Annotated in this window: 12 protein-coding genes and 3 rRNA genes; 4 read left to right on the top strand and 11 right to left on the bottom strand. The window is 66.0% G+C overall.

Going from position 1 to position 20,879, the window contains the following annotated elements; genetic code table 11:
* Positions 1 to 125 precede the first annotated feature (125 nt).
* From OG912_RS30785 to OG912_RS30750, 8 genes are all read right to left on the bottom strand, one after another.
* A complete protein-coding gene (locus OG912_RS30785; protein ID WP_443061035.1) occupies positions 126 to 914 on the bottom strand; it encodes a DUF881 domain-containing protein in 789 nt (262 codons plus the stop codon).
* Positions 915 to 919: 5 nt separating this feature from the next.
* Positions 920 to 1,252, bottom strand: coding sequence for a small basic family protein (locus OG912_RS30780; RefSeq protein ID WP_003970459.1), 333 nt, complete (start codon positions 1,250 to 1,252; stop codon positions 920 to 922).
* A complete protein-coding gene (locus OG912_RS30775; RefSeq protein WP_327712144.1) occupies positions 1,249 to 2,172 on the bottom strand; it encodes a DUF881 domain-containing protein in 924 nt (307 codons plus the stop codon). The genes OG912_RS30780 and OG912_RS30775 overlap by 4 nt, the downstream gene beginning before the upstream one ends.
* A gap of 153 nt (positions 2,173 to 2,325) precedes the next feature.
* Positions 2,326 to 4,821 (bottom strand): mannose-1-phosphate guanyltransferase, encoded by a 2,496-nt coding sequence (locus OG912_RS30770; RefSeq protein WP_327712143.1) that lies wholly within the window; start codon positions 4,819 to 4,821, stop codon positions 2,326 to 2,328.
* 112 nt (positions 4,822 to 4,933) lie between these two features.
* Positions 4,934 to 5,542 (bottom strand): CDP-alcohol phosphatidyltransferase family protein, encoded by a 609-nt coding sequence (locus OG912_RS30765; protein ID WP_327712142.1) that lies wholly within the window; start codon positions 5,540 to 5,542, stop codon positions 4,934 to 4,936.
* 149 nt (positions 5,543 to 5,691) lie between these two features.
* Positions 5,692 to 5,808 (bottom strand): 5S ribosomal RNA (gene rrf / locus OG912_RS30760).
* 96 nt (positions 5,809 to 5,904) lie between these two features.
* Positions 5,905 to 9,029 (bottom strand): 23S ribosomal RNA (locus OG912_RS30755).
* Positions 9,030 to 9,327: 298 nt separating this feature from the next.
* Positions 9,328 to 10,853: ribosomal RNA gene (locus OG912_RS30750) — 16S ribosomal RNA — on the bottom strand.
* Together the 16S, 23S and 5S rRNA genes form the textbook arrangement of a ribosomal RNA operon.
* 697 nt (positions 10,854 to 11,550) lie before the next feature.
* Here OG912_RS30750 and OG912_RS30745 point away from each other — a divergent pair.
* Positions 11,551 to 12,000 (top strand): PTS sugar transporter subunit IIA, encoded by a 450-nt coding sequence (locus OG912_RS30745; protein ID WP_326735011.1) that lies wholly within the window; start codon positions 11,551 to 11,553, stop codon positions 11,998 to 12,000.
* A gap of 76 nt (positions 12,001 to 12,076) precedes the next feature.
* Entirely contained in the window at positions 12,077 to 13,747 is a 1,671-nt protein-coding gene (gene ptsP / locus OG912_RS30740; protein WP_327712141.1) for a phosphoenolpyruvate--protein phosphotransferase, read from the top strand.
* Between the two features lie 80 nt (positions 13,748 to 13,827).
* Here the strand turns inward: ptsP and OG912_RS30735 are convergent, their stop codons facing one another.
* Together OG912_RS30735 and OG912_RS30730 are read right to left on the bottom strand one after the other, a co-directional pair.
* Positions 13,828 to 14,745: a hypothetical protein gene (locus OG912_RS30735; protein WP_327712140.1), complete on the bottom strand. Its 918-nt coding sequence runs from the start codon at positions 14,743 to 14,745 to the stop codon at positions 13,828 to 13,830.
* A 67-nt stretch (positions 14,746 to 14,812) separates the two neighbouring features.
* Positions 14,813 to 16,789 (bottom strand): acetoacetate--CoA ligase, encoded by a 1,977-nt coding sequence (locus OG912_RS30730; RefSeq protein WP_327712139.1) that lies wholly within the window; start codon positions 16,787 to 16,789, stop codon positions 14,813 to 14,815.
* A gap of 239 nt (positions 16,790 to 17,028) precedes the next feature.
* On the opposite strand from OG912_RS30730, the gene OG912_RS30725 reads away from it, so the two are divergent.
* Positions 17,029 to 19,380, top strand: coding sequence for a glycoside hydrolase family 31 protein (locus tag OG912_RS30725; RefSeq protein ID WP_327712138.1), 2,352 nt, complete (start codon positions 17,029 to 17,031; stop codon positions 19,378 to 19,380).
* 21 nt (positions 19,381 to 19,401) lie between these two features.
* On the opposite strand, the gene OG912_RS30720 is transcribed toward OG912_RS30725, so the two are convergent.
* Positions 19,402 to 19,944 carry an NUDIX domain-containing protein gene (locus tag OG912_RS30720; RefSeq protein WP_327712137.1) on the bottom strand — a complete coding sequence of 181 codons (543 nt, stop codon included), beginning with the start codon at positions 19,942 to 19,944 and terminating at the stop codon, positions 19,402 to 19,404.
* Positions 19,945 to 20,001: 57 nt separating this feature from the next.
* Between OG912_RS30720 and OG912_RS30715 the strand changes: the two genes are divergently transcribed.
* Positions 20,002 to 20,808 carry a M15 family metallopeptidase gene (locus OG912_RS30715; RefSeq protein WP_327712136.1) on the top strand — a complete coding sequence of 269 codons (807 nt, stop codon included), beginning with the start codon at positions 20,002 to 20,004 and terminating at the stop codon, positions 20,806 to 20,808.
* Positions 20,809 to 20,879: the final 71 nt, after the last annotated feature.

The raw sequence follows: 20,879 nt of genomic DNA, 5'->3' as shown, positions 1-20,879 counted from the left end.
TGCCGACCCGGACATCTTCACAACGTCCGTAGGCACTCGACAGTTTCCACCACGCACCACCATTACGATGCGGCGACCCCCCGCAACCTCCGGCCCATGTCCCCGCACACCCACGCGTCCCGGGTTCACTGGGCCGACGACCGAGAGTAGTCAGGCCGCTCCGCCGGTCGCAAGGCGTCGATGACGATGTCGTCCGACTGCACCACATGCACGGTGGCCTGCTCCTTCTCCAGCGTCTGCACCACGCCGCCGGGGATGTTCAGCGCCGGTTCCAGATCCTGTGGCTTGCCGATGACCTTGAAGACGTACGGAGCGGAGATCTTGTGGTCGTCGACCTTGACGGCTCCGCCGTCCCCGGAAAAGTACGTATTGGCCACTACACGCACGCCGTTGACCTCGATCGCCTCGGCGCCGGCCGCCCGGAGCTCTTGGAGAGCGTCGAGCAGCATGTCGGCCTGTACCGCGTCACCGGGGTCGTTGACGGTGAGCGTGATGCCGGGGCCGTGCACCGCCACGGTGCCCGCGAGGATACCGAGTTGGCGCTCCTTCTCCACCGTCTGCTTCCGCGCCTCTTCCGCCTGGTCGGAGCTGTTCTCCAGCTCCGTGCGCTGGTCGACGAGGCGTTGCTTCTCGTCCTCCAGCCGCTGCGTACGGTCGTCCACCTCGTCGAGGATGCGGACCAGGTCCTCCTGGCGGGCACCGCGCAGGGCACTGTTGTCGCTGTTCGACCGCACCTGGATGGCCAGCCCCAGGCCGAGCACGAACAACAGCACCGCGACGATGAGTTGGGCGCGGGTGACCCGAGGTGGCCAGATTCCGGCGATCAGCCGCTGGCGCCCGGTCATTTCCCCCGGCGTCTCCTCGGCCCGCTCGCCGGGCTCTTCGCGGTCGCCGTTGAATGCGTCGTTGCTCATCGGCGTCAGGCCCGGAAGACGTGCCGGCGGATCGCGGCGGCGTTGGAGAAGATCCGGATACCGAGGACGACGACCACTCCGGTGGAGAGCTGCGCTCCGACGCCCAGCTTGTCACCCAGGAAGACGATCAGCGCGGCCACGACCACGTTCGAGAGGAACGAGACCACGAAGACCTTGTCGACGAAGATACCGTCGAGCATGGCCCGCAGGCCGCCGAAGACGGCGTCGAGAGCGGCCACGACCGCGATCGGGAGGTAGGGCTCTACCACCGCCGGTACTTCGGGCCGGACCAACAGTCCGACCACGACTCCCACGACGAGGCCCAGTACGGCGATCACGATGTGCCCTTCCCTGTGTCTGCCGCACCACTGCCGGTGTCTGCGGCCTTATAAGGCTCTGCTGTCCGTACGATCAGGCTCGGGGCCGCCGGGAGGCTCACCTTGTCCTGAACGGAGATGCTGGTCCGGATATCGAAGGTGTCCTTGAGCGCCTGCAGGTACTGGCCATCGGCACTGTCCTGGAATGCGGCGCCGAGCTTCTTCCCGTCCCCCACCGCGAGCACCGTGTACGGCGGCACGAGCGGCTTGTTGTCGACCAGTATGGCGTCGCCCGCGGCACGGATCGCCGACAGGGCGGTCAGACGCTGACCGTTGATGGCGATCGCTTCGGCGCCGGACTGCCACAGACCGTTGACGACCCGCTGCATGTCCCGGTCACGCACCCGCCCCGTGTCGGAGAACCCGCTGCTTTCACGCGGTCCGCCACCCCCCTGGTCGGTGTCCTTCGCGTCATCGACGACGAGCTTCACCCCTGGACCCTGCACCGGTGTCGCCCCGGAGAGCAGGGCCACCAGTTCGGCCTGGTCACCGCCATGCTTTTCCAGCGCCTTGCGCTGCCGCCTGCCCACGTCGTCGCGGATCTCCTCCACCTGCGCTTCAAGGGTGTCGGCCGACGACGTCTCCGCGTCAATCCGGTCGATGAGCTCCCCGCGCTCCTTGGCCAGGACCGGCGCGGCAACCCGCGCCTGCGCGGCACCGAGCGTCACAACAAGCGCTGCGAGCACCAGACACGCCGCGAAGCCCAGCTTTGCCTTGAGGGTCCGGGGCATCCCCGAACGTCCGTCGGCCTTGCGACGCGCCGACGCCTCGGCATATCCGTCGTCCAGGCTGTGGTCCATCACATTGGTCAGCAGCGACATGGACGCGTCGGGACGCGGGGGCGGCGGGGCGCTACTCCGATCGGGGGGCTGCTGCGACATGCCGCACATCGTCGCATGTCGCGGCGGCTACCGCCGAATGGCCCCACCGAAGCCCCGCATACGGTCGCGCGATTCCTCCCGCCGCCGCCCTGATGCCGGACCGGGTCCGGGTGCCGGGGCGACGGCGCTCACCCGCCCCGGCATCCGGTCACGTCATTGACCTGCGCTGTCGACGATCGCGGACCATTCGTCCAGCAGCGCCTGGGCCGAGGCGTCATCGGGCCCCTCGGCCCACAGATGGGTGACCGCCTCGGCCCGGTCCGGAAGCACCATCACCCAGCGCCCGTCCGCCTCGACGACCCGTACACCATCCGTCGTGTCCACGTTGCGGTCTCCCGCCGCCTCGACGACCCGTCGCATCACCAGTCCCTTGACCGCCCACGGGGTCGCCAGATCACGCCGCAGCACGTGCGCGCGCGGGATGCGGGCGTCGATCTGGCTGAGCGTGAGCTGCGTTCTTGCCACCAGCCCGATGAGCCGCACGAAGGCGGCGGAGCCGTCGAAGACGCTGCTGAACTCGGGAACGATGAACCCGCCGCGTCCGTCTCCACCGAAGATGGTGCCCTCCTCGCGTCCCACCCGCGTCAGGTCGTCGGGCGACGTCGTCGTCCACTCGACCTGCGTCCCGTGGTACGCCGCCACCTGCTCGGCCACGCGGGTAGTGGTCACTGGCAGCGCCACCCGGCCGCTACGACGCTCCGCGGCGACGAGGTCGAGCATGACCAGCAGGGCCCGGTCGTCCTCCACGATCCGGCCACGCTCGTCGACCAGTGAAAGCCGTTCACCGACCGGGTCGAACCGGACGCCGAACGCCGCCCGCGCCGACGAGACGATCTCCCCGAGCCGGACCAGTCCGGACCTTCGGGTCTCGGCGGACTCGGTCGGCCGGGACTCGTCCAAGCCGGGGTTGATGGTCAGGGCATCCACACCGAGCCGCCCCAACAGGCTGGGGAGTACGAGCCCCGCACTGCCGTTGGAAGCGTCGACCACCACCTTGAGGCCGGCGTCGGAGATCCCCGCGGTGTCCACGTTCCGCAGCAGCGATCCCGTGTACGAGTCGAAGACACTGGACGGGAAGTGGAGGTCCCCGATCTCGCCGGGGAAGGCACGGCGGTATTCCTGACGGGCGTAGACCCGGTCCAGCTTGCGTTGCCGCGCCTGGGAGAGGTCCGCTCCCCGTTCGTCGAAGAACATGATGTCGACGGAGTCGGGAACACCCGGCGAAGTACGGATCATGATGCCGCCTGCGCTGCCGCGTGCGGTCTGCTGGCGGGCCACGGGCAGCGGAACGTTCTCGAGGTCGCGAACGTCGATGGCGCTGGCCTGAAGGGCCGAGATGACCGCGCGCTTCAGTGCCCGGGCGCCACGGGAGTGGTCACGTGCCGTGGTGACCGTGGAGCCCTTCTTCAGTGTCGTCGCATACGCTCCGGCGAGCCTCACCGCCAGCTCCGGCGTGATCTCGACGTTCAGAATTCCCGAAACGCCTCGCGCGCCGAAGAGATGGGCCTGTCCGCGCGACTCCCAGATCACCGAGGTGTTGACGAACGCACCGGCCTCAATGGTCTTGAAGGGGTAGACGCGAACATTGCCCTGGATGATCGATTCCTCGCCGACGAGGCATTCGTCGCCGATGACCGCCCCGTCCTCGATCCGGGCAGCGCGCATGATGTCGGTGTTCTTGCCGATCACGCAGCCGCGCAGATTGCTGTGATCACCGATGTACACGTTGTCGTGCACCACGGCCTTGTGCAGGAAGGCTCCGCTCTTCACGACGACGTTCGATCCGATGACGGTGTGCTCCCGGATCTCCACGCCGGCCTCGACCTTGGCATAGTCACCGATATACAAAGGCCCCCGCAGCACCGCGTCGGGGTGTACGTCCGCACCTTCGGCCACCCACACACCGGGGGAGATCTCGAAGCCGTCGATCTCGACGTCGACCTTCCGCTCCAGCACGTCGGCCTGGGCCTTCACGTAACTCTCGTGCGTGCCGACGTCCTCCCAGTAGCCCTCGGCGATATAGCCGTAGATGGGCTTGCCTTCCTTCATGAGCTGCGGGAAGACGTCACCGGACCAGTCCACGGAGACATCGGCCTCGACGTAGTTGAAAACCTCGGGCTCCATGACATAGATGCCCGTATTCACGGTGTCCGAGAAGACCTGTCCCCAGGTCGGCTTCTCCAGGAAGCGTTCGACCTGGCCCGCTTCGTCCACGATGGTGATCCCGAATTCCAGGGGATTCGGGACACGAGTGAGACAGACCGTGACCAGTCCGCCTTTTTCCTTGTGGAAGGCGATGAGGTCGGTGAGGTCGAAGTCGGTGAGTGCATCACCGGAAATCACGAGGAACGTGTCGTCCTTCAATGCCTCCTCGGCATTCTTCACACTGCCTGCAGTACCGAGGGGTTTCTCCTCGTTTGCATAGCTGAGCTCCATCCCGAGCTCTTCGCCGTCTCCGAAGTAGTTCTTCACGAGCGAGGCAAGGAACTGGACGGTCACGACCGTCTCATTGAGCCCGTGCCGCTTGAGCAGGCGTAGCACGTGCTCCATGATCGGCCGATTGGCTACGGGCAGGAGCGGCTTGGGCATGCTTGAGGTCATGGGGCGAAGGCGAGTGCCTTCACCACCTGCCATCACGACGGCCTTCATGTCGGAACGTCCTCCTTGAAGAGACGACGGTCTAGCCGACTTCGCCCGTCAGGGCAGCATCTGTGTCATCAGCCGCGGGCCGGCCACGTTGCGCGGCACCGCATCAACGAGCTCAATCGGCTACTGCATCCGCCTTGACCAGCCGGCGGACCTGAACCACATAGAGGATCCCTGCCCACCAGTAGAGCGTTGTACCCCATCCTGCGAACGCCCATCCGAAAATGGTGGCCACCGATGCAAGCCAACCACCTCCGTCACTGAGCAGCAACAAGGGAAATGCGTACATCAGGTTGAACGTGGCCGCCTTGCCCAGGAAGTTCACCTGTGGCGGCGGATAGCCGTGACGGCGAAGGATTCCCACCATCACGAGAAGCATCAGTTCACGGGCGAGGAGCGCGGCGGTGAGCCAGAGCGGGAGGATCTCCCGCCAGGTCAGACCGACCAGCGTGGAAAGAATGTAGAGACGGTCGGCGGCAGGGTCAAGCAGCCGTCCGAGGCTGCTGATCTGGTTCCATCGGCGCGCGAGCTTACCGTCGAGGTAGTCACTCACGCCGCTGAACATCAGTACCAGCAACGCCCAGCTATCGCTCTGGGGCCCGCCGAACTCAGGGCGGAGAATCAGCCACAGGAAGACAGGTACGCCAACAAGGCGAGCCATGCTGAGGATGTTGGGGATGGTGAGGACCCGGTCCGTCTGAACGCGAGTCTCCTGGACCTCCACCCGGGGGCCTCCTGTGAAAGAACGTGCCAATGATGCCCCCTGACCCTACCCTCAGCCGCGGCCGGCAGATACACAGGGGTACCAGGAACACCGCCGGAACGCAGAAAAGCCCCGTGCCACAAGGGCACGGGGCTTAACTATCAAAAGGAGTTCGGCGGCGTCCTACTCTCCCACAGGGTCCCCCCTGCAGTACCATCGGCGCTGAAAGGCTTAGCTTCCGGGTTCGGAATGTAACCGGGCGTTTCCCTAACGCAATGACCACCGAAACACTATGAAATTAACCAACACCGGATACTGTATTTAATTAAATACAGTCACGGCCGTTCGTTATTTCAGAACTAACACAGTGGACGCGAGCAACTGAGGACAAGCCCTCGGCCTATTAGTACCAGTCAGCTCCACCCGTTACCGGGCTTCCACATCTGGCCTATCAACCCAGTCGTCTACTGGGAGCCTTAACCCTTCAAGAGGGTGGGAATACTCATCTCGAAGCAGGCTTCCCGCTTAGATGCTTTCAGCGGTTATCCTTTCCGAACGTAGCCAACCAGCCATGCCCTTGGCAGGACAACTGGCACACCAGAGGTTCGTCCGTCCCGGTCCTCTCGTACTAGGGACAGCCCTTCTCAATATTCCTACGCGCACAGCGGATAGGGACCGAACTGTCTCACGACGTTCTAAACCCAGCTCGCGTACCGCTTTAATGGGCGAACAGCCCAACCCTTGGGACCGACTCCAGCCCCAGGATGCGACGAGCCGACATCGAGGTGCCAAACCATCCCGTCGATATGGACTCTTGGGGAAGATCAGCCTGTTATCCCCGGGGTACCTTTTATCCGTTGAGCGACAGCGCTTCCACAAGCCACTGCCGGATCACTAGTCCCGACTTTCGTCCCTGCTCGACCCGTCGGTCTCACAGTCAAGCTCCCTTGTGCACTTACACTCAACACCTGATTGCCAACCAGGCTGAGGGAACCTTTGGGCGCCTCCGTTACTCTTTAGGAGGCAACCGCCCCAGTTAAACTACCCATCAGACACTGTCCCTGATCCGGATCACGGACCCAGGTTAGACATCCAGCACGACCAGAGTGGTATTTCAACGACGACTCCACAACCACTGGCGTGGCCGCTTCAAAGTCTCCCACCTATCCTACACAAGCCGAACCGAACACCAATATCAAACTATAGTAAAGGTCCCGGGGTCTTTCCGTCCTGCTGCGCGAAACGAGCATCTTTACTCGTAGTGCAATTTCACCGGGCCTATGGTTGAGACAGTCGAGAAGTCGTTACGCCATTCGTGCAGGTCGGAACTTACCCGACAAGGAATTTCGCTACCTTAGGATGGTTATAGTTACCACCGCCGTTTACTGGCGCTTAAGTTCTCAGCTTCGCCGACCCGAAAGTCAGCTAACCGGTCCCCTTAACGTTCCAGCACCGGGCAGGCGTCAGTCCGTATACATCGCCTTACGGCTTCGCACGGACCTGTGTTTTTAGTAAACAGTCGCTTCTCGCTGGTCTCTGCGGCCACCCCCAGCTCACCGAGTAAATCGGATCACCAGTGATGGCCCCCCTTCTCCCGAAGTTACGGGGGCATTTTGCCGAGTTCCTTAACCATAGTTCACCCGAACGCCTCGGTATTCTCTACCTGACCACCTGAGTCGGTTTAGGGTACGGGCCGCCATGAAACTCGCTAGAGGCTTTTCTCGACAGCATAGGATCATCCACTTCACCACAATCGGCTCGGCATCAGGTCTCAGCCTTAATGTGTGACGGATTTACCTACCACACGGCCTACACCCTTACCCCGGGACTACCACCGCCCGGGCTGGACTACCTTCCTGCGTCACCCCATCGCTTACCTAGTACAAGTCTGGTTCGTCGGCTCCACCACTACCCTCAACTCCGAAGAGATCGGGCCGGCTTCACGGACTTAGCATCGCCTGATTCAGTATTGGGCGTTTCAAAGCGGGTACCGGAATATCAACCGGTTGTCCATCGACTACGCCTGTCGGCCTCGCCTTAGGTCCCGACTTACCCTGGGCAGATCAGCTTGACCCAGGAACCCTTAGTCAATCGGCGCACACGTTTCTCACGTGTGTATCGCTACTCATGCCTGCATTCTCACTCGTGAACCGTCCACAACTCGCTTCCGCGGCTGCTTCACCCGGCACACGACGCTCCCCTACCCATCCCAGCCCCCGTTGGGGGTACATGCTGGAATGACACGACTTCGGCGGTACGCTTGAGCCCCGCTACATTGTCGGCGCGGAATCACTTGACCAGTGAGCTATTACGCACTCTTTCAAGGGTGGCTGCTTCTAAGCCAACCTCCTGGTTGTCTCTGCGACTCCACATCCTTTCCCACTTAGCGTACGCTTAGGGGCCTTAGTCGATGCTCTGGGCTGTTTCCCTCTCGACCATGGAGCTTATCCCCCACAGTCTCACTGCCGTGCTCTCACTTACCGGCATTCGGAGTTTGGCTAAGGTCAGTAACCCGGTAGGGCCCATCGCCTATCCAGTGCTCTACCTCCGGCAAGAAACACACGACGCTGCACCTAAATGCATTTCGGGGAGAACCAGCTATCACGGAGTTTGATTGGCCTTTCACCCCTAACCACAGGTCATCCCCCAGGTTTTCAACCCTGGTGGGTTCGGTCCTCCACGAAGTCTTACCTCCGCTTCAACCTGCCCATGGCTAGATCACTCCGCTTCGGGTCTTGAGCGCGCTACTAAATCGCCCTATTCGGACTCGCTTTCGCTACGGCTTCCCCACACGGGTTAACCTCGCAACACACCGCAAACTCGCAGGCTCATTCTTCAAAAGGCACGCAGTCACGACGCACCGAGCAAGCTCGATGCGCGACGCTCCCACGGCTTGTAGGCACACGGTTTCAGGTACTATTTCACTCCGCTCCCGCGGTACTTTTCACCATTCCCTCACGGTACTATCCGCTATCGGTCACTAGGGAATATTTAGGCTTAACGGGTGGTCCCGCCAGATTCACACGGGATTTCTCGGGCCCCGTGCTACTTGGGTGTCTCTTAAACGAGCCGTTGATGTTTCAGCTACGGGGGTCTTACCCTCTACGCCGGACCTTTCGCATGTCCTTCGCCTACATCAACGGTTTCTGACTCGTCTCACGGCCGGCAGACCATGAAAAAGAGATCCCACAACCCCGCATGCGCAACCCCTGCCGGGTATCACACGCATACGGTTTGGCCTGATCCAGTTTCGCTCGCCACTACTCCCGGAATCACGGTTGTTTTCTCTTCCTGAGGGTACTGAGATGTTTCACTTCCCCTCGTTCCCTCCACACTGCCTATGTGTTCAGCAGTGGGTGACAGCCCATGACGACTGCCGGGTTTCCCCATTCGGAAACCCCCGGATCAAAGCTTGGTTGACAGCTCCCCGGGGACTATCGTGGCCTCCCACGTCCTTCATCGGTTCCTAGTGCCAAGGCATCCACCGTGCGCCCTTAAAAACTTGGCCACAGATGCTCGCGTCCACTGTGCAGTTCTCAAACAACGACCAGCCACCCATCACCCCGTTCCGAAGAACGAGTGCACTGGGGCCGGCAACCGAAGGACGACCATTACGGCCGTACCTTCAGATACCCAACAGCGTGCCCGACACAATCAACCCGTTTACGCTTTCCACGCCGAAGCAGTACTTACGAAAACCAGCCAACCGTGCCGAATAGTCAACGTTCCACCCATGAGCTAACCACCGCCGAACATTTGCCGACGTAGTGGCTCTGGATTCCTTACGGAATCTAGATGCTCCTTAGAAAGGAGGTGATCCAGCCGCACCTTCCGGTACGGCTACCTTGTTACGACTTCGTCCCAATCGCCAGTCCCACCTTCGACAGCTCCCTCCCACAAGGGGTTGGGCCACCGGCTTCGGGTGTTACCGACTTTCGTGACGTGACGGGCGGTGTGTACAAGGCCCGGGAACGTATTCACCGCAGCAATGCTGATCTGCGATTACTAGCAACTCCGACTTCATGGGGTCGAGTTGCAGACCCCAATCCGAACTGAGACCGGCTTTTTGAGATTCGCTCCGCCTCGCGGCATCGCAGCTCATTGTACCGGCCATTGTAGCACGTGTGCAGCCCAAGACATAAGGGGCATGATGACTTGACGTCGTCCCCACCTTCCTCCGAGTTGACCCCGGCAGTCTCCTGTGAGTCCCCATCACCCCGAAGGGCATGCTGGCAACACAGAACAAGGGTTGCGCTCGTTGCGGGACTTAACCCAACATCTCACGACACGAGCTGACGACAGCCATGCACCACCTGTATACCGACCACAAGGGGGGCACCATCTCTGATGCTTTCCGGTATATGTCAAGCCTTGGTAAGGTTCTTCGCGTTGCGTCGAATTAAGCCACATGCTCCGCTGCTTGTGCGGGCCCCCGTCAATTCCTTTGAGTTTTAGCCTTGCGGCCGTACTCCCCAGGCGGGGAACTTAATGCGTTAGCTGCGGCACCGACGACGTGGAATGTCGCCAACACCTAGTTCCCAACGTTTACGGCGTGGACTACCAGGGTATCTAATCCTGTTCGCTCCCCACGCTTTCGCTCCTCAGCGTCAGTAATGGCCCAGAGATCCGCCTTCGCCACCGGTGTTCCTCCTGATATCTGCGCATTTCACCGCTACACCAGGAATTCCGATCTCCCCTACCACACTCTAGCCTGCCCGTATCGACTGCAGACCCGGGGTTAAGCCCCGGGCTTTCACAACCGACGCAACAAGCCGCCTACGAGCTCTTTACGCCCAATAATTCCGGACAACGCTTGCGCCCTACGTATTACCGCGGCTGCTGGCACGTAGTTAGCCGGCGCTTCTTCTGCAGGTACCGTCACTTTCGCTTCTTCCCTGCTGAAAGAGGTTTACAACCCGAAGGCCGTCATCCCTCACGCGGCGTCGCTGCATCAGGCTTTCGCCCATTGTGCAATATTCCCCACTGCTGCCTCCCGTAGGAGTCTGGGCCGTGTCTCAGTCCCAGTGTGGCCGGTCGCCCTCTCAGGCCGGCTACCCGTCGTCGCCTTGGTAGGCCATTACCCCACCAACTAGCTGATAGGCCGCGGGCTCATCCTTCACCGCCGGAGCTTTTAACCTTCCCCCATGAGAGGGAAAGTGTTATCCGGTATTAGACCCCGTTTCCAGGGCTTGTCCCAGAGTGAAGGGCAGATTGCCCACGTGTTACTCACCCGTTCGCCACTAATCCACCCCGAAGGGTTTCATCGTTCGACTTGCATGTGTTAAGCACGCCGCCAGCGTTCGTCCTGAGCCAGGATCAAACTCTCCGTGAATGTTTTCCCGTAATCGGGTAGACACCACGAGAGCGGAACGACCATGTCGGAATATGACCGGTCGTCCACTGAATCCTCGCTGTGTGCATTGCCTACCAGGCCAGAGGCCTGTTAGGACTTTCAAAGGAACCTCGAACCTGCCGAAGCAGGTCGGGGTATCAACATATCTGGCGTTGACTTTTGGCACGCTGTTGAGTTCTCAAGGAACGGACGCTTCCTTTGTACTCACCCTCAGAACATTTTCTGGGGCTTTCCTCCGGGCGCTTCCCTTCGGTCTTGCGTTTCCGACTCTATCAGATTCTTTCGTGTCCGATTCCCGGTCGAAGCGGGCCCCGCATTTCTCGCCTTTGGGAATTCGCTTTCGCGTTTTCCTTTCCGGCGGGTCCGACACTATCAGGCCTTTTCGCTCTCCCTGACCGGCCCCCCGCAGACATGCGGGTGCCCGATATCGGGTTAGGGTTTGGGCTTAATAGTCGCCGCCGACCCCCGACTCAAAGTCGCGTTGGGGCCAGGCAGGAGTACGACAGTACAGGCTGCTGGGAGTCGAGGCAAATCGTTTCCGGTACACCCCTAGGTCCTCGAACCACCAGGACTCGGGCGGAACCGGGACTTCTTATGACTTACTCTGCTGAGCAGTACGCCGTCCCCCTACAAGCCGCGGCGGCGCCATTGAAGCTCCACTCTGGGAGGCTCCCCCATGACCACTGTGACGTCCCCTCTTGCCGGACGTGCCATCGGGCTCGCTGCCGTACCCGACCCGGTCTTCTCCGGGGCGATGGTGGGTCCCGGGACCGCCATCGACCCCGTGCGCGAGCCGTCCGAGGCCGTCTCGCCCGTCGACGGAATCGTCGTCTCCCTGCACCCGCATGCCTTCGTGGTGGTGGACAGCGAGGGCCACGGGGTGCTGACCCACCTCGGCATCGACACGGTCCAGCTCAACGGCGAGGGCTTCGAGCTGCTCGTGAACAAGGGTGACACCGTCACGCGCGGCCAGGGCATCGTCCGGTGGGACCCGGTTGCGGTCGAGGCGGCCGGCAAGTCACCGGTGTGCCCCATCGTGGCGCTCGAGGCCACTGCCGATTCGCTGTCCGCCGTCATCGAGGACGGCGACGTGAAGGTCGGCGACGCACTGTTCGGCTGGCAGTAACGCATTCGGCGCAGTGACAGCCGACTGGATATCCACCGCGGGGGCATCGACCGCCGCACAACCGGAGACGGGTGAAATGCAGACAACGCTGCGAGGCGTAGGCGTCAGCCACGGTGTGGCGATCGGCGAGGTACGGCACATGGGCACGGCAGTGCTCGAACCGCCGGCCAAGCAGATTCCCGCCGAGGAGGCCGAGCGCGAGCAGGGGCGGGCCCGGCAGGCCGTGGAGGCTGTGGCGGCCGACCTCATCGCGCGCGGCAACCTGGCCGGGGGCGAGGCCCAGCACGTGCTGGAGGCCCAGGCCATGATGGCGCAGGACCCCGAGCTCATGGCCGATGTGGACCGGCGTATCGCTGTCGGCAGCACCGCCGAGCGCGGTGTGTACGACGCGTTCGCCTCCTACCGCGCGCTGCTGGCCGGTGCCGGTGAGTACCTGGCCGGCCGCGTCGCCGACCTCGACGACGTACGCAACCGGATCGTGGCCCGCCTGCTCGGCGTGCCGATGCCCGGTGTGCCGGACAGCGACGAGCCGTACGTGCTGATCGCGCGCGATCTGGCTCCGGCCGACACGGCCCTGCTCGACCCCACGCTGGTCCTCGGCTTTGTCACCGAGGAGGGCGGGCCGACAAGTCACAGCGCGATTCTGGCGCGGGCTCTCGGTGTGCCAGCGATCGTGGCGCTCCCCGGCGCCGGCGAGCTGGCCGAGGGAACCCTGATCGCCGTGGACGGCAGCACCGGCGAGATCTTCGTCGAGCCGAGTGACGAGAAGCGGGCTGAGCTGGAGAGCTCCGCCGCCGCGCGCAAGGCGGCGCTCTCGGCGTCGACCGGTCCGGGTGCGACGTCCGACGGGCACAAGGTGCCACTGCTCGCCAACGTCGGCGGGCCCGCCGATGTGCCGGCAGCCGTGGCGGCGGGCGCGGAGGGGGTGGGGCTCTTCCGTACCGAGTTCCTCTTCCTGGACGACAGCAAGCATGCTCCGTCCGAAGAGAAGCAGATCGCGGCCTACCGTGCGGTGCTCGAGGCGTTCCCCGAGGGCCGTGTCGTGGTGCGGGTGCTGGATGCCGGGGCGGACAAGCCACTGGAATTCCTGACGCCGGCCGACGAACCGAACCCGGCGCTGGGCGTGCGCGGGCTGCGCAGTCTGCTGGATCACCCCGACGTGCTGCAGACCCAGCTGACCGCCTTGGCGAAGGCTGCCGAGGGGCTGCCTGTCTACCTGGAGGTCATGGCCCCCATGGTGGCGGACCGGGCGGACGCCAAGGCCTTCGCCGACGCGTGCCGTACGGCCGGGCTGCAGGCGAAATTCGGTGCGATGGTCGAGATTCCGTCGGCCGCCCTGCGTGCGCGTTCGGTGCTGCAGGAGGTGGAGTTCCTGTCGCTGGGCACCAACGACCTGGCGCAGTACACCTTCGCCGCGGACCGTCAGGTGGGAGCGGTGTCCCGGCTTCAGGACCCGTGGCAGCCCGCACTGCTGGACCTGGTCGCGATGTCGGCCGACGCGGCCAAGGCCGAGGGCAAGAGCTGTGGTGTCTGTGGTGAGGCCGCCTCCGATCCGCTGCTGGCCTGTGTCCTGACCGGTCTGGGTGTGACGTCGCTGTCGATGGGCGCCGCGTCCATTCCTTATGTACGCAGCACGTTGGCGAAGTACACGCTCGCCCAGTGCGAGCGTGCCGCGGCGGCCGCGCGTGCGGCGGACTCCGCCGAGGAAGCGCGCGTTGCCGCGCAGGCGGTGCTGTCGGGCGAGTAGGACACCGCGCAGGACCACTGGTCGTGCGCGGTGGGAGAAGGGGCTTCCCGCCCATCGTGGCGGGGAGCCCCTTCCTGCTGTCAGCGGTGCTCCTCCGGGGCGTCGGCACCGATGTCGAAGCCCGCGCAGTACTCCACTCCGGATTCGGGGGAGACGGGTTCACCGGTGTCGGCGTCGGTGCAGTAGGCGCTGAACACCTCCCCCGCGGTGAGCGGAGCGAGGCTGCCGCCGGTCAGGCGCCATCCGTGGACCCGGTCCGCGGTCCCCGGGGCGCTCGTCCGCAGGACGACTCCCCCATGGCTTTCGAGGGCGATCCCGACGGCGAGCACGGTCACGAATTCGGCGCCTTCCGCCGAATCGAGGTGTGCGGGGCCGGTGGTGTCGCGCTCGGTGTGCAGAGCGGCGAGCAGTTGCTCGTTCTCCGTGGGAGTGCTGCAGACCAGATGGTGGGTGCCGGGGCCGGCCGTCTCCAGGGTGCGCAGCAGGAGGTGGGAGGCGCGGTCGAAGGCGGCGCGGCCGATGTCCTGTCCGCAGTCCGCGCAGTCCCCGAGCCCGGCCAGGAGCATCGTGGCGTACTCCCAGGTGGCTTGCCGGACCGCTCGGGCGACCAGGAGCGGGATCAGGGTGTCGATGGGTTGCCCGGTGTAGGCGACGGTGGCGCCGCAGGCCGCGACCTCCGCGGTGAACCGGCTGCGGCCGGCCGGGGTGTCGGGTGCGATTCCCGATTCGGCGCAGAACTCCGCGTACTCCTCGGGATCGAAGAGGGCGACGGTCGTGTGCATGCCCTGTGCGGCGAGTGTCCTGAGCAGTCCTTCCACCTGCTGCAGATAGACGGTGTGGTCGTCGAAGGTGAAGGTGCGGTACCGCCGCATCGCCGCGAAGTCCTGTTCATCGGTCAGGAGGCCGATGGTGCTCGGTGCTTCGCGGCGCAGTGTGCGTCGCATCGTGGTGCCGGTCCGGCCGCGGACGGTGGCCCGCTTGTTCCTGGTCTGCGCCATGATTCCCCCAGTGCGCTGTCGAACATTGCTCACTCAGAGTAATCGCGGGCACTGACAGTGGCCTCGGTCAGCGGCGCTTGCGGGCCAGCTCCTCGTAGAAGTGGAGGAGTTCCAGGTTGTCGATGGAGCCGGGGTTGACGGCCTTGGCCAGGGCGGTTCCCTGGAGCAGGCGCTTGACCGGAACCTCGATGCGCTTGCCTGTGAGGGTGTGCGGGATGCCGGGAACCTCGATGACCTCGTCCGGAACGTGGCGCGGTGAGAGGTTCTCGCGGATGGTGCGCTTGATGCTGTCGCGGAGCTCGTCGTCGAGCGCGGCGCCTTCGGCCAGGTGGACGAAGAGCGGCATCCAGTAGCCGCCGTCGGGTTCCTCCAGGCCGATGACGAGGGACTCGCGGATCTCGGGGAGGCGCTCGACGGCTTCGTAGATGTCCGAGGAACCCATGCGGACACCCTGCCGGTTGAGGGTGGAGTCGGAGCGGCCGTGGATGACGACGGATCCGCGGTCGGTGATCGTGATCCAGTCCCCGTGCCGCCATGCGCCGGGATACGTGTCGAAGTAGCTGTCGTGGTAACGGCTGCCGTCGGGGTCGTTCCAGAAGCGGATCGGCATGGACGGCATGGGCTGGGTGACGACGAGTTCGCCGACCTCTCCGGTCAGCGGCCGGCCCGCGGGGTCCCAGGACTGGAGGTCCGTGCCGAGGCAGGCGGCCTGGAGCTCGCCGACGTGGACCGGGAGCGTGGGCACCGCGCCGGCGAAGCAGCTGCAGACATCGGTGCCGCCGCTGACGGAGGCGATCCACAGGTCGTCGGCCACCTCGTCGTGGAGCCAGCGGAAGCCGTCGGGCGGGAGGGGGGAGCCGGTGGTGGCGACGCACTGGATGCGGGAGAGGTCGAAGTCCCGCCCCGGGTGGATGCCCGCCTTGCGGCAGGCCATGACGTACGCGGCGGAGGTGCCGAAGAGGGTGGCACCCGTCTGTTCGGCGACGCGCCACTGGGCGCTGACGTCGGGGTAGCCGGGGCTTCCGTCGTACAGCACAAGGGTGGTGCCGGTGAGGAGGCCGGAGACGAGGAAGTTCCACATCATCCAGCCGGTGGAGGTGTACCAGAAGAAGCGGTCCTCGGGGCCGAGGTCGCAGTGCAGGCCGATCTGCTTGAAGTGTTCGAGCAGGATGCCGCCCTGGGACTGGACGATGGCTTTGGGGAGGCCGGTGGTGCCCGAGGAGTAGAGGACCCACAGGGGGTGGTCGAAGGGGACCTGCTCGAAGACCGGCTCGGTGTCCGCGGCGGTGAGTGCGGACCAGTCGAGGGCGCCTTCGGGCGCGTCGGTGCCGAGCAGCGGGATATGGACGACGGCGCGCAGGGTGGGCAGTTCCCGGCGCAGTTCGGCGACGGTGTCCGCGCGGTGGTGTTCCTTGCCGCCGTAGCGGTAGCCGTCGACGGTGAACAGGACGACGGGTTCGACCTGCTGGAAGCGGTCGAGGACGCTGCGGGCGCCGAAGTCGGGTGCGCAGGAGGTCCAGACGCCGCCGACGGCGGCGGTGGCCAGGAAGGCGACGACCGCCTGCGGGATGTTGGGGAGGTAGCCGCTGACGCGGTCGCCGGGGGTGACTCCGAGGGCGCGGAGTTCGGCGGCGAGCGAGCCGACCTGGCGGCGCAGTTCGGCCCAGGAGACGGGTACCTGGGTGTGGGTCTCGTCGACGTGGAGCAGCGCGGGGGCGTCGGCGCGAAGGGGGTCCTCCGCGGTGCGCAGCGCGTGTTCGGCGTAGTTGAGCGTGGCACCGGGGAACCACTCGGCGCCCGGCATGGCGCGGTCGCGGATGACGGTCTCGTACGGGGTGGAGAACCGTACGTCGAACCATTCGGCGACGGCCTGCCAGAAGGTGTCGAGCTCGTCGACGGACCAGCGGTGCAGGCTCGCGTAGCCGCCCTCGGCCGGTGCTCCGTGGCGATCGGCCGCCCAGCGCTGGAAGCGGGTGACGGCCGCGGCGGCGATGCGGTCCGGGCCGGGCTGCCACAGGGGGGCTTCTTCGGCTGCTGAGGTCATGGGGCTGCTCCCTGGCTGTACGGGTACGCGGGGTGTGCGTGTGTCGCGCGCACGGGCTGGGGTGTGCGCGTGAGGCGGCCTCACGGACGATGCCATGTGATCGTCTTTCGCACCAGGGCTGCCCGCACATGGCCGCGTGTCCTGATATGTGGTGCGGCCACTCCCGTCCCGGCCGGCCACGGGTGAACGGAAGTTGAACAGAACCCGATACCGGATCACCGGGTGGCAGGGTGAGCTGCATGGACGGTCGTGACCTGGTGCGCTCGGTGAAATTGGTCGGTTCGAAGCAGGGGCTGCGTACGGTGCGCTCCGCGTGGCGGCGGGCGCGGGCGGATGCGCGGGCCCTGCCTGCGCGCGGTCCTGAGCGGGCGCGGGTGCCGGGGGCTGTGGTGGACGCGGAACCGGAGCCGGGCGGCGGCGTGGTGCGGTTCGCCCGTTCCGAGCTGCGGATCCGGGTGGCGGTGGGCGGCGCGGTCTTCTGGGGGTGGGACGGCGCGGAGCCGCTGCCGTCGTACGCGCTGCCGGGGTCTGCGCCCGACGCCGATCCGCGCGCCCTGCTGGAGCCGGACAAGGACGGCGGCTGGCAGGTGGTGTCGGAGCGGCTGACGGTGGTGGTGTCCCGGCTGGGGGCGGTGGAACTGCGGACGCCGGGCGGGGTGGTGCTGAGGCGGGAGCTGCCGCCCCGGTGGTGGGAGCCGGTGGCCGGCGGTCCGGCGCGGTGGGTGCAGCGGTCCGAGTTTCCGGCGGACGCGCGGTTCTTCGGCCTGGGCGGGCGGGCTGCGGGCCCGCGGCTCAGGGACGGTGTGTACGGGCTGTGGAACACCGATCCGGGCGGCCGGTTCGGGCCCGGGGACGATCCGCTGTATCTGACGATGCCGGTGCAGGTCGTGGTCTCGGACGCGGGGACGCATCTGGCGTTTCACGACAACTCCTGGGCGGGGCGGGTGGCTCTGCGCGAGGGCGAGGAGGGGGCGGGCTCCGGTCATGACCGGCCGGGGACGTCCGAGGTACGGATGGACGGGGGCCCGCTGCGCTGCTGGGTGGTGGTGGGTACGCCGGCCCGGGTGTTCCAGGGGTGGTCGGCCCTGACGGGCGCGCCGGCGCTGCCTCCGTCGTGGGCGCTGGGTCCGCAGCATGCGCGATGGGGGTTCGGGAGCGAGCGGGAGGTGCGTCGGGTCGTCGCGGGGTACCGGGAGCGGGGGCTGCCGCTGTCGGTGCTCCATCTGGACATCGACCACTTCGACGCGCATCGGGTGTTCACGGTGGATCGTGAGCGCTTCCCCGATCTGCCGGGGCTGGCGAAGGAGTTGCGCGAGGACGGGGTGCGGCTGGTGTCGATCGTGGACCCGGCGGTGGCCGCGGTGCCGGGGAACGCGGTGTTCGACACCGGTGCGGCGGTCGGGACTTCGGGTGCGTTCGTCCGGGACGCCCGCGGTCGGACCGTGCGCGGGGAGGTGTGGCCGGGTGAGTGCGTGTATCCGGACTTCACGGATCCGCAGGTGCGCGAGTGGTGGGGCGGGCTGTACGAGGAGCGCCTCGCGCAGGGGTTCTCCGGTGTCTGGCACGACATGAACGAGCCGGTGTCGTTCACGGCGTTCGGTGAGCCGACGTTGCCCCGTTCTTCCCGGCACTCGCTGGAGGGGCGGGGTGGCGATCACCGGGAGGCCCACAACGTGTACGGCCTCGTGATGGCGCGTGCCGGGTACGAGGGGCTGCTCCGGCTACGGCCGGACGAGCGGCCTTTCCTGTTCTCGCGGTCCGGCTGGGCGGGGATGCAGCGGTACGGGGGGACCTGGTCCGGTGATGTGGCGACCGGCTGGCCGGGGCTGCGGGCCTCGCTGGCGCTGGTGCTGGGTCTCGGGCTGTGCGGGGTGCCGTATTCGGGGCCGGATGTGGGCGGGTTCGACGGTTCGCCGTCGCCGGAGCTGTATCTGCGGTGGTTCCAGCTGGGGGCGTATCTTCCGCTGTTCCGTACACATGCGGCGATCGATGCGGGGCGCCGGGAGCCGTGGGAGTTCGGCCCGCGGGTGCTCGACGGTGCGCGGGAGGTGCTGGTGGAGCGGGAGCGGCTGCGCCCGTACTGGGTGACGCTGGCGCACTTGGCCCGGCTGACCGGGGCCCCGTATGTGCGTCCGCTGTGGTGGGCGGCGCCCGGCGACCGGGCGCTGCGGGAGTGCGAGGACGCGTTCCTGCTGGGTGACGCGCTGCTGGTGGCGCCGGTGCTGGAGCCGGGGGTCGGGGAGCGGTCGGTGCGGCTGCCGGCGGGGCGCTGGTACGACACGGTGAGCGGGGCGGTGTACGAGGGGCCGGGTCGGGTGGTGGTCGACGCGCCGCTGTCGCGGGTGCCGGTGCTGGCGCGGGCCGGTGCGGTGATTCCGGTGCGGGGTGCGGACGGCGGGGTGGAGCTGGAGGTGTGGGCTCCGGTGGAGGGGGCCGGCGGGGGCGGTTCGGTGGTCCGTGACGCGGGTGACGGCTGGGAGCCGGCGGTGGTCGAGCGGTACGCGACGCGGCTGGTGGGCGGGCGGGTCGTGGTGGAGCGGGACGGCGAGGAGGGGCTGGTGGACTGTCCGGTCCGGGTGCGCGGGATCTGAGCGCGGCGCGGGCGGGCGCGGTCAGCGGTAGCGGCCGGCGAACCAGGAGCGGACCGCCTCGGTGTGGAGGGGGAAGGCCAGCGAGGCGGGGCCGTACACGACCGCGTACCCGGAGGTCTCGTCGGTCGGTACGGACGGCGGGAGTGCGGCGGCCGGCCGGGCGGGGAGCAGACCGAACAGGAGCAGATGGCCGTCGGGGTCGCTGAGGGCGTCGGCGAGGCGGACGTCGTCGCGGTCGGCCTCGATGCCGGTCTCTTCGCGGAGTTCGCGTACGACGGCGTGTTTCCAGTCCTCGTTGTGGTCGATGAAGCCGCCAGGAAGGGCGGTGCCGCCGAGGCAGGGTTCGATGGTGCGGGTGATGACGACGAGTCCGGTGCCGTCGTGGCCGGTGACGGGGAGCAGGGCGACGGCGACCGGCAGCGGGTTGCGGTAGGCGGTGGTTCCGCAGGCGGTGCAGGTGCGGGGCCAGGCGTCGGGGGACGCGAGTGCGGTGTACGGGGTTCCGCAACTGCCGCAGTGGGAGTGCTTCACAGGCTTGACCGGCTTCCTCGTCGTCGCGGACACGGGCGGACTGTATCCGATCGCCCACCCGGGACCGCCCGACTGGTGGACGATGTGCTCATGACAGGTATTGGTTCCGTTTTCCGTGTCCTGGCAGCGACTGCCGCCACTCTGCTTGCCGTCACCGCCGCCGCCCCGGCGGCGCAGGCGAAGCCCGAGCCGAAAGCTCCCCGGGAGTTCGTCGCGCTGCGGTCGGTGGATCCCACGATCATCCAGGAGATGCGCTACCCCACCGGTCACGACTTCATGGGTGTACCGGTCGACGGATACCGCCAGTCGCTGTGCATCCTGACCCGGCCGGCGGCCGAGGCACTGCACCGGGCCCAGGTGCGGCTGCTCACCCAGGGGTACTCGCTGAAGGTGTACGACTGCTACCGGCCCCAGCGAGCCGTCGACCACTTCGTGCGGTGGGCGAAGGACCTCGGCGACGAGACGATGAAGGGCGAGTTCTATCCGCAGGTCGACAAGACCCGCCTGTTCGCGGACGGTTACATCGCCGAGAAGTCCGGGCACAGCCGGGGCAGCACGGTGGACCTGACCCTGGTGCGGCTGCCGGCCCTGCCGACCAGGCCCTACCGTCCGGGCGAGAAACTGGTGCCGTGCTACGCGCCGCAGGCCGACCGCTTCCCGGACAACTCGGTGGACATGGGAACCGGCTTCGACTGCTTCGACACGCTGTCGCACACGGACGACCCGCGGATCCAGGGCGTACAACGCGCCAACCGCCAGTTCCTCAAGAAGGCGCTCACCGACGCCGGGTTCGTGAATCTGGCCGAGGAGTGGTGGCACTACACCTTCAAGCCCGAGCTGTTTCCGGACACCTACTTCGACTTCCCGGTGGCCCACAGGTCCGTAGCCGGCCACTGAAGCGCACGTCCGGGGAGGAAAGAGAGCGGGCGACCGGGACCACCCCCGTGGGTTCCGGCCGCCCGTTCTCC

Origin of the sequence: Streptomyces sp. NBC_00464, assembly GCF_036013915.1 — a bacterium.
GTDB lineage: Bacteria > Actinomycetota > Actinomycetes > Streptomycetales > Streptomycetaceae > Streptomyces.
The sequence above is the reverse complement of the archived record's forward strand: the minus strand, read 5'-3'. Positions and strand labels throughout refer to the sequence as shown.

What these genes read in the sequence shown, in the direction of transcription:
- OG912_RS30770 (WP_327712143.1), bottom strand. Translation starts at nt 4,821, where the DNA reads ATGAAGGCCGTCGTGATGGCAGGTGGTGAAGGCACTCGCCTTCGCCCC.
- OG912_RS30735 (WP_327712140.1), bottom strand. Translation starts at nt 14,745, where the DNA reads ATGGCGCAGACCAGGAACAAGCGGGCCACCGTCCGCGGCCGGACCGGC.
- ptsP (WP_327712141.1), top strand. Translation starts at nt 12,077, where the DNA reads ATGCAGACAACGCTGCGAGGCGTAGGCGTCAGCCACGGTGTGGCGATC.
- OG912_RS30745 (WP_326735011.1), top strand. Translation starts at nt 11,551, where the DNA reads ATGACCACTGTGACGTCCCCTCTTGCCGGACGTGCCATCGGGCTCGCT.
- OG912_RS30730 (WP_327712139.1), bottom strand. Translation starts at nt 16,789, where the DNA reads ATGACCTCAGCAGCCGAAGAAGCCCCCCTGTGGCAGCCCGGCCCGGAC.
- OG912_RS30785 (WP_443061035.1), bottom strand. Translation starts at nt 914, where the DNA reads ATGAGCAACGACGCATTCAACGGCGACCGCGAAGAGCCCGGCGAGCGG.
- OG912_RS30775 (WP_327712144.1), bottom strand. Translation starts at nt 2,172, where the DNA reads ATGTCGCAGCAGCCCCCCGATCGGAGTAGCGCCCCGCCGCCCCCGCGT.
- OG912_RS30715 (WP_327712136.1), top strand. Translation starts at nt 20,002, where the DNA reads ATGACAGGTATTGGTTCCGTTTTCCGTGTCCTGGCAGCGACTGCCGCC.
- OG912_RS30725 (WP_327712138.1), top strand. Translation starts at nt 17,029, where the DNA reads ATGGACGGTCGTGACCTGGTGCGCTCGGTGAAATTGGTCGGTTCGAAG.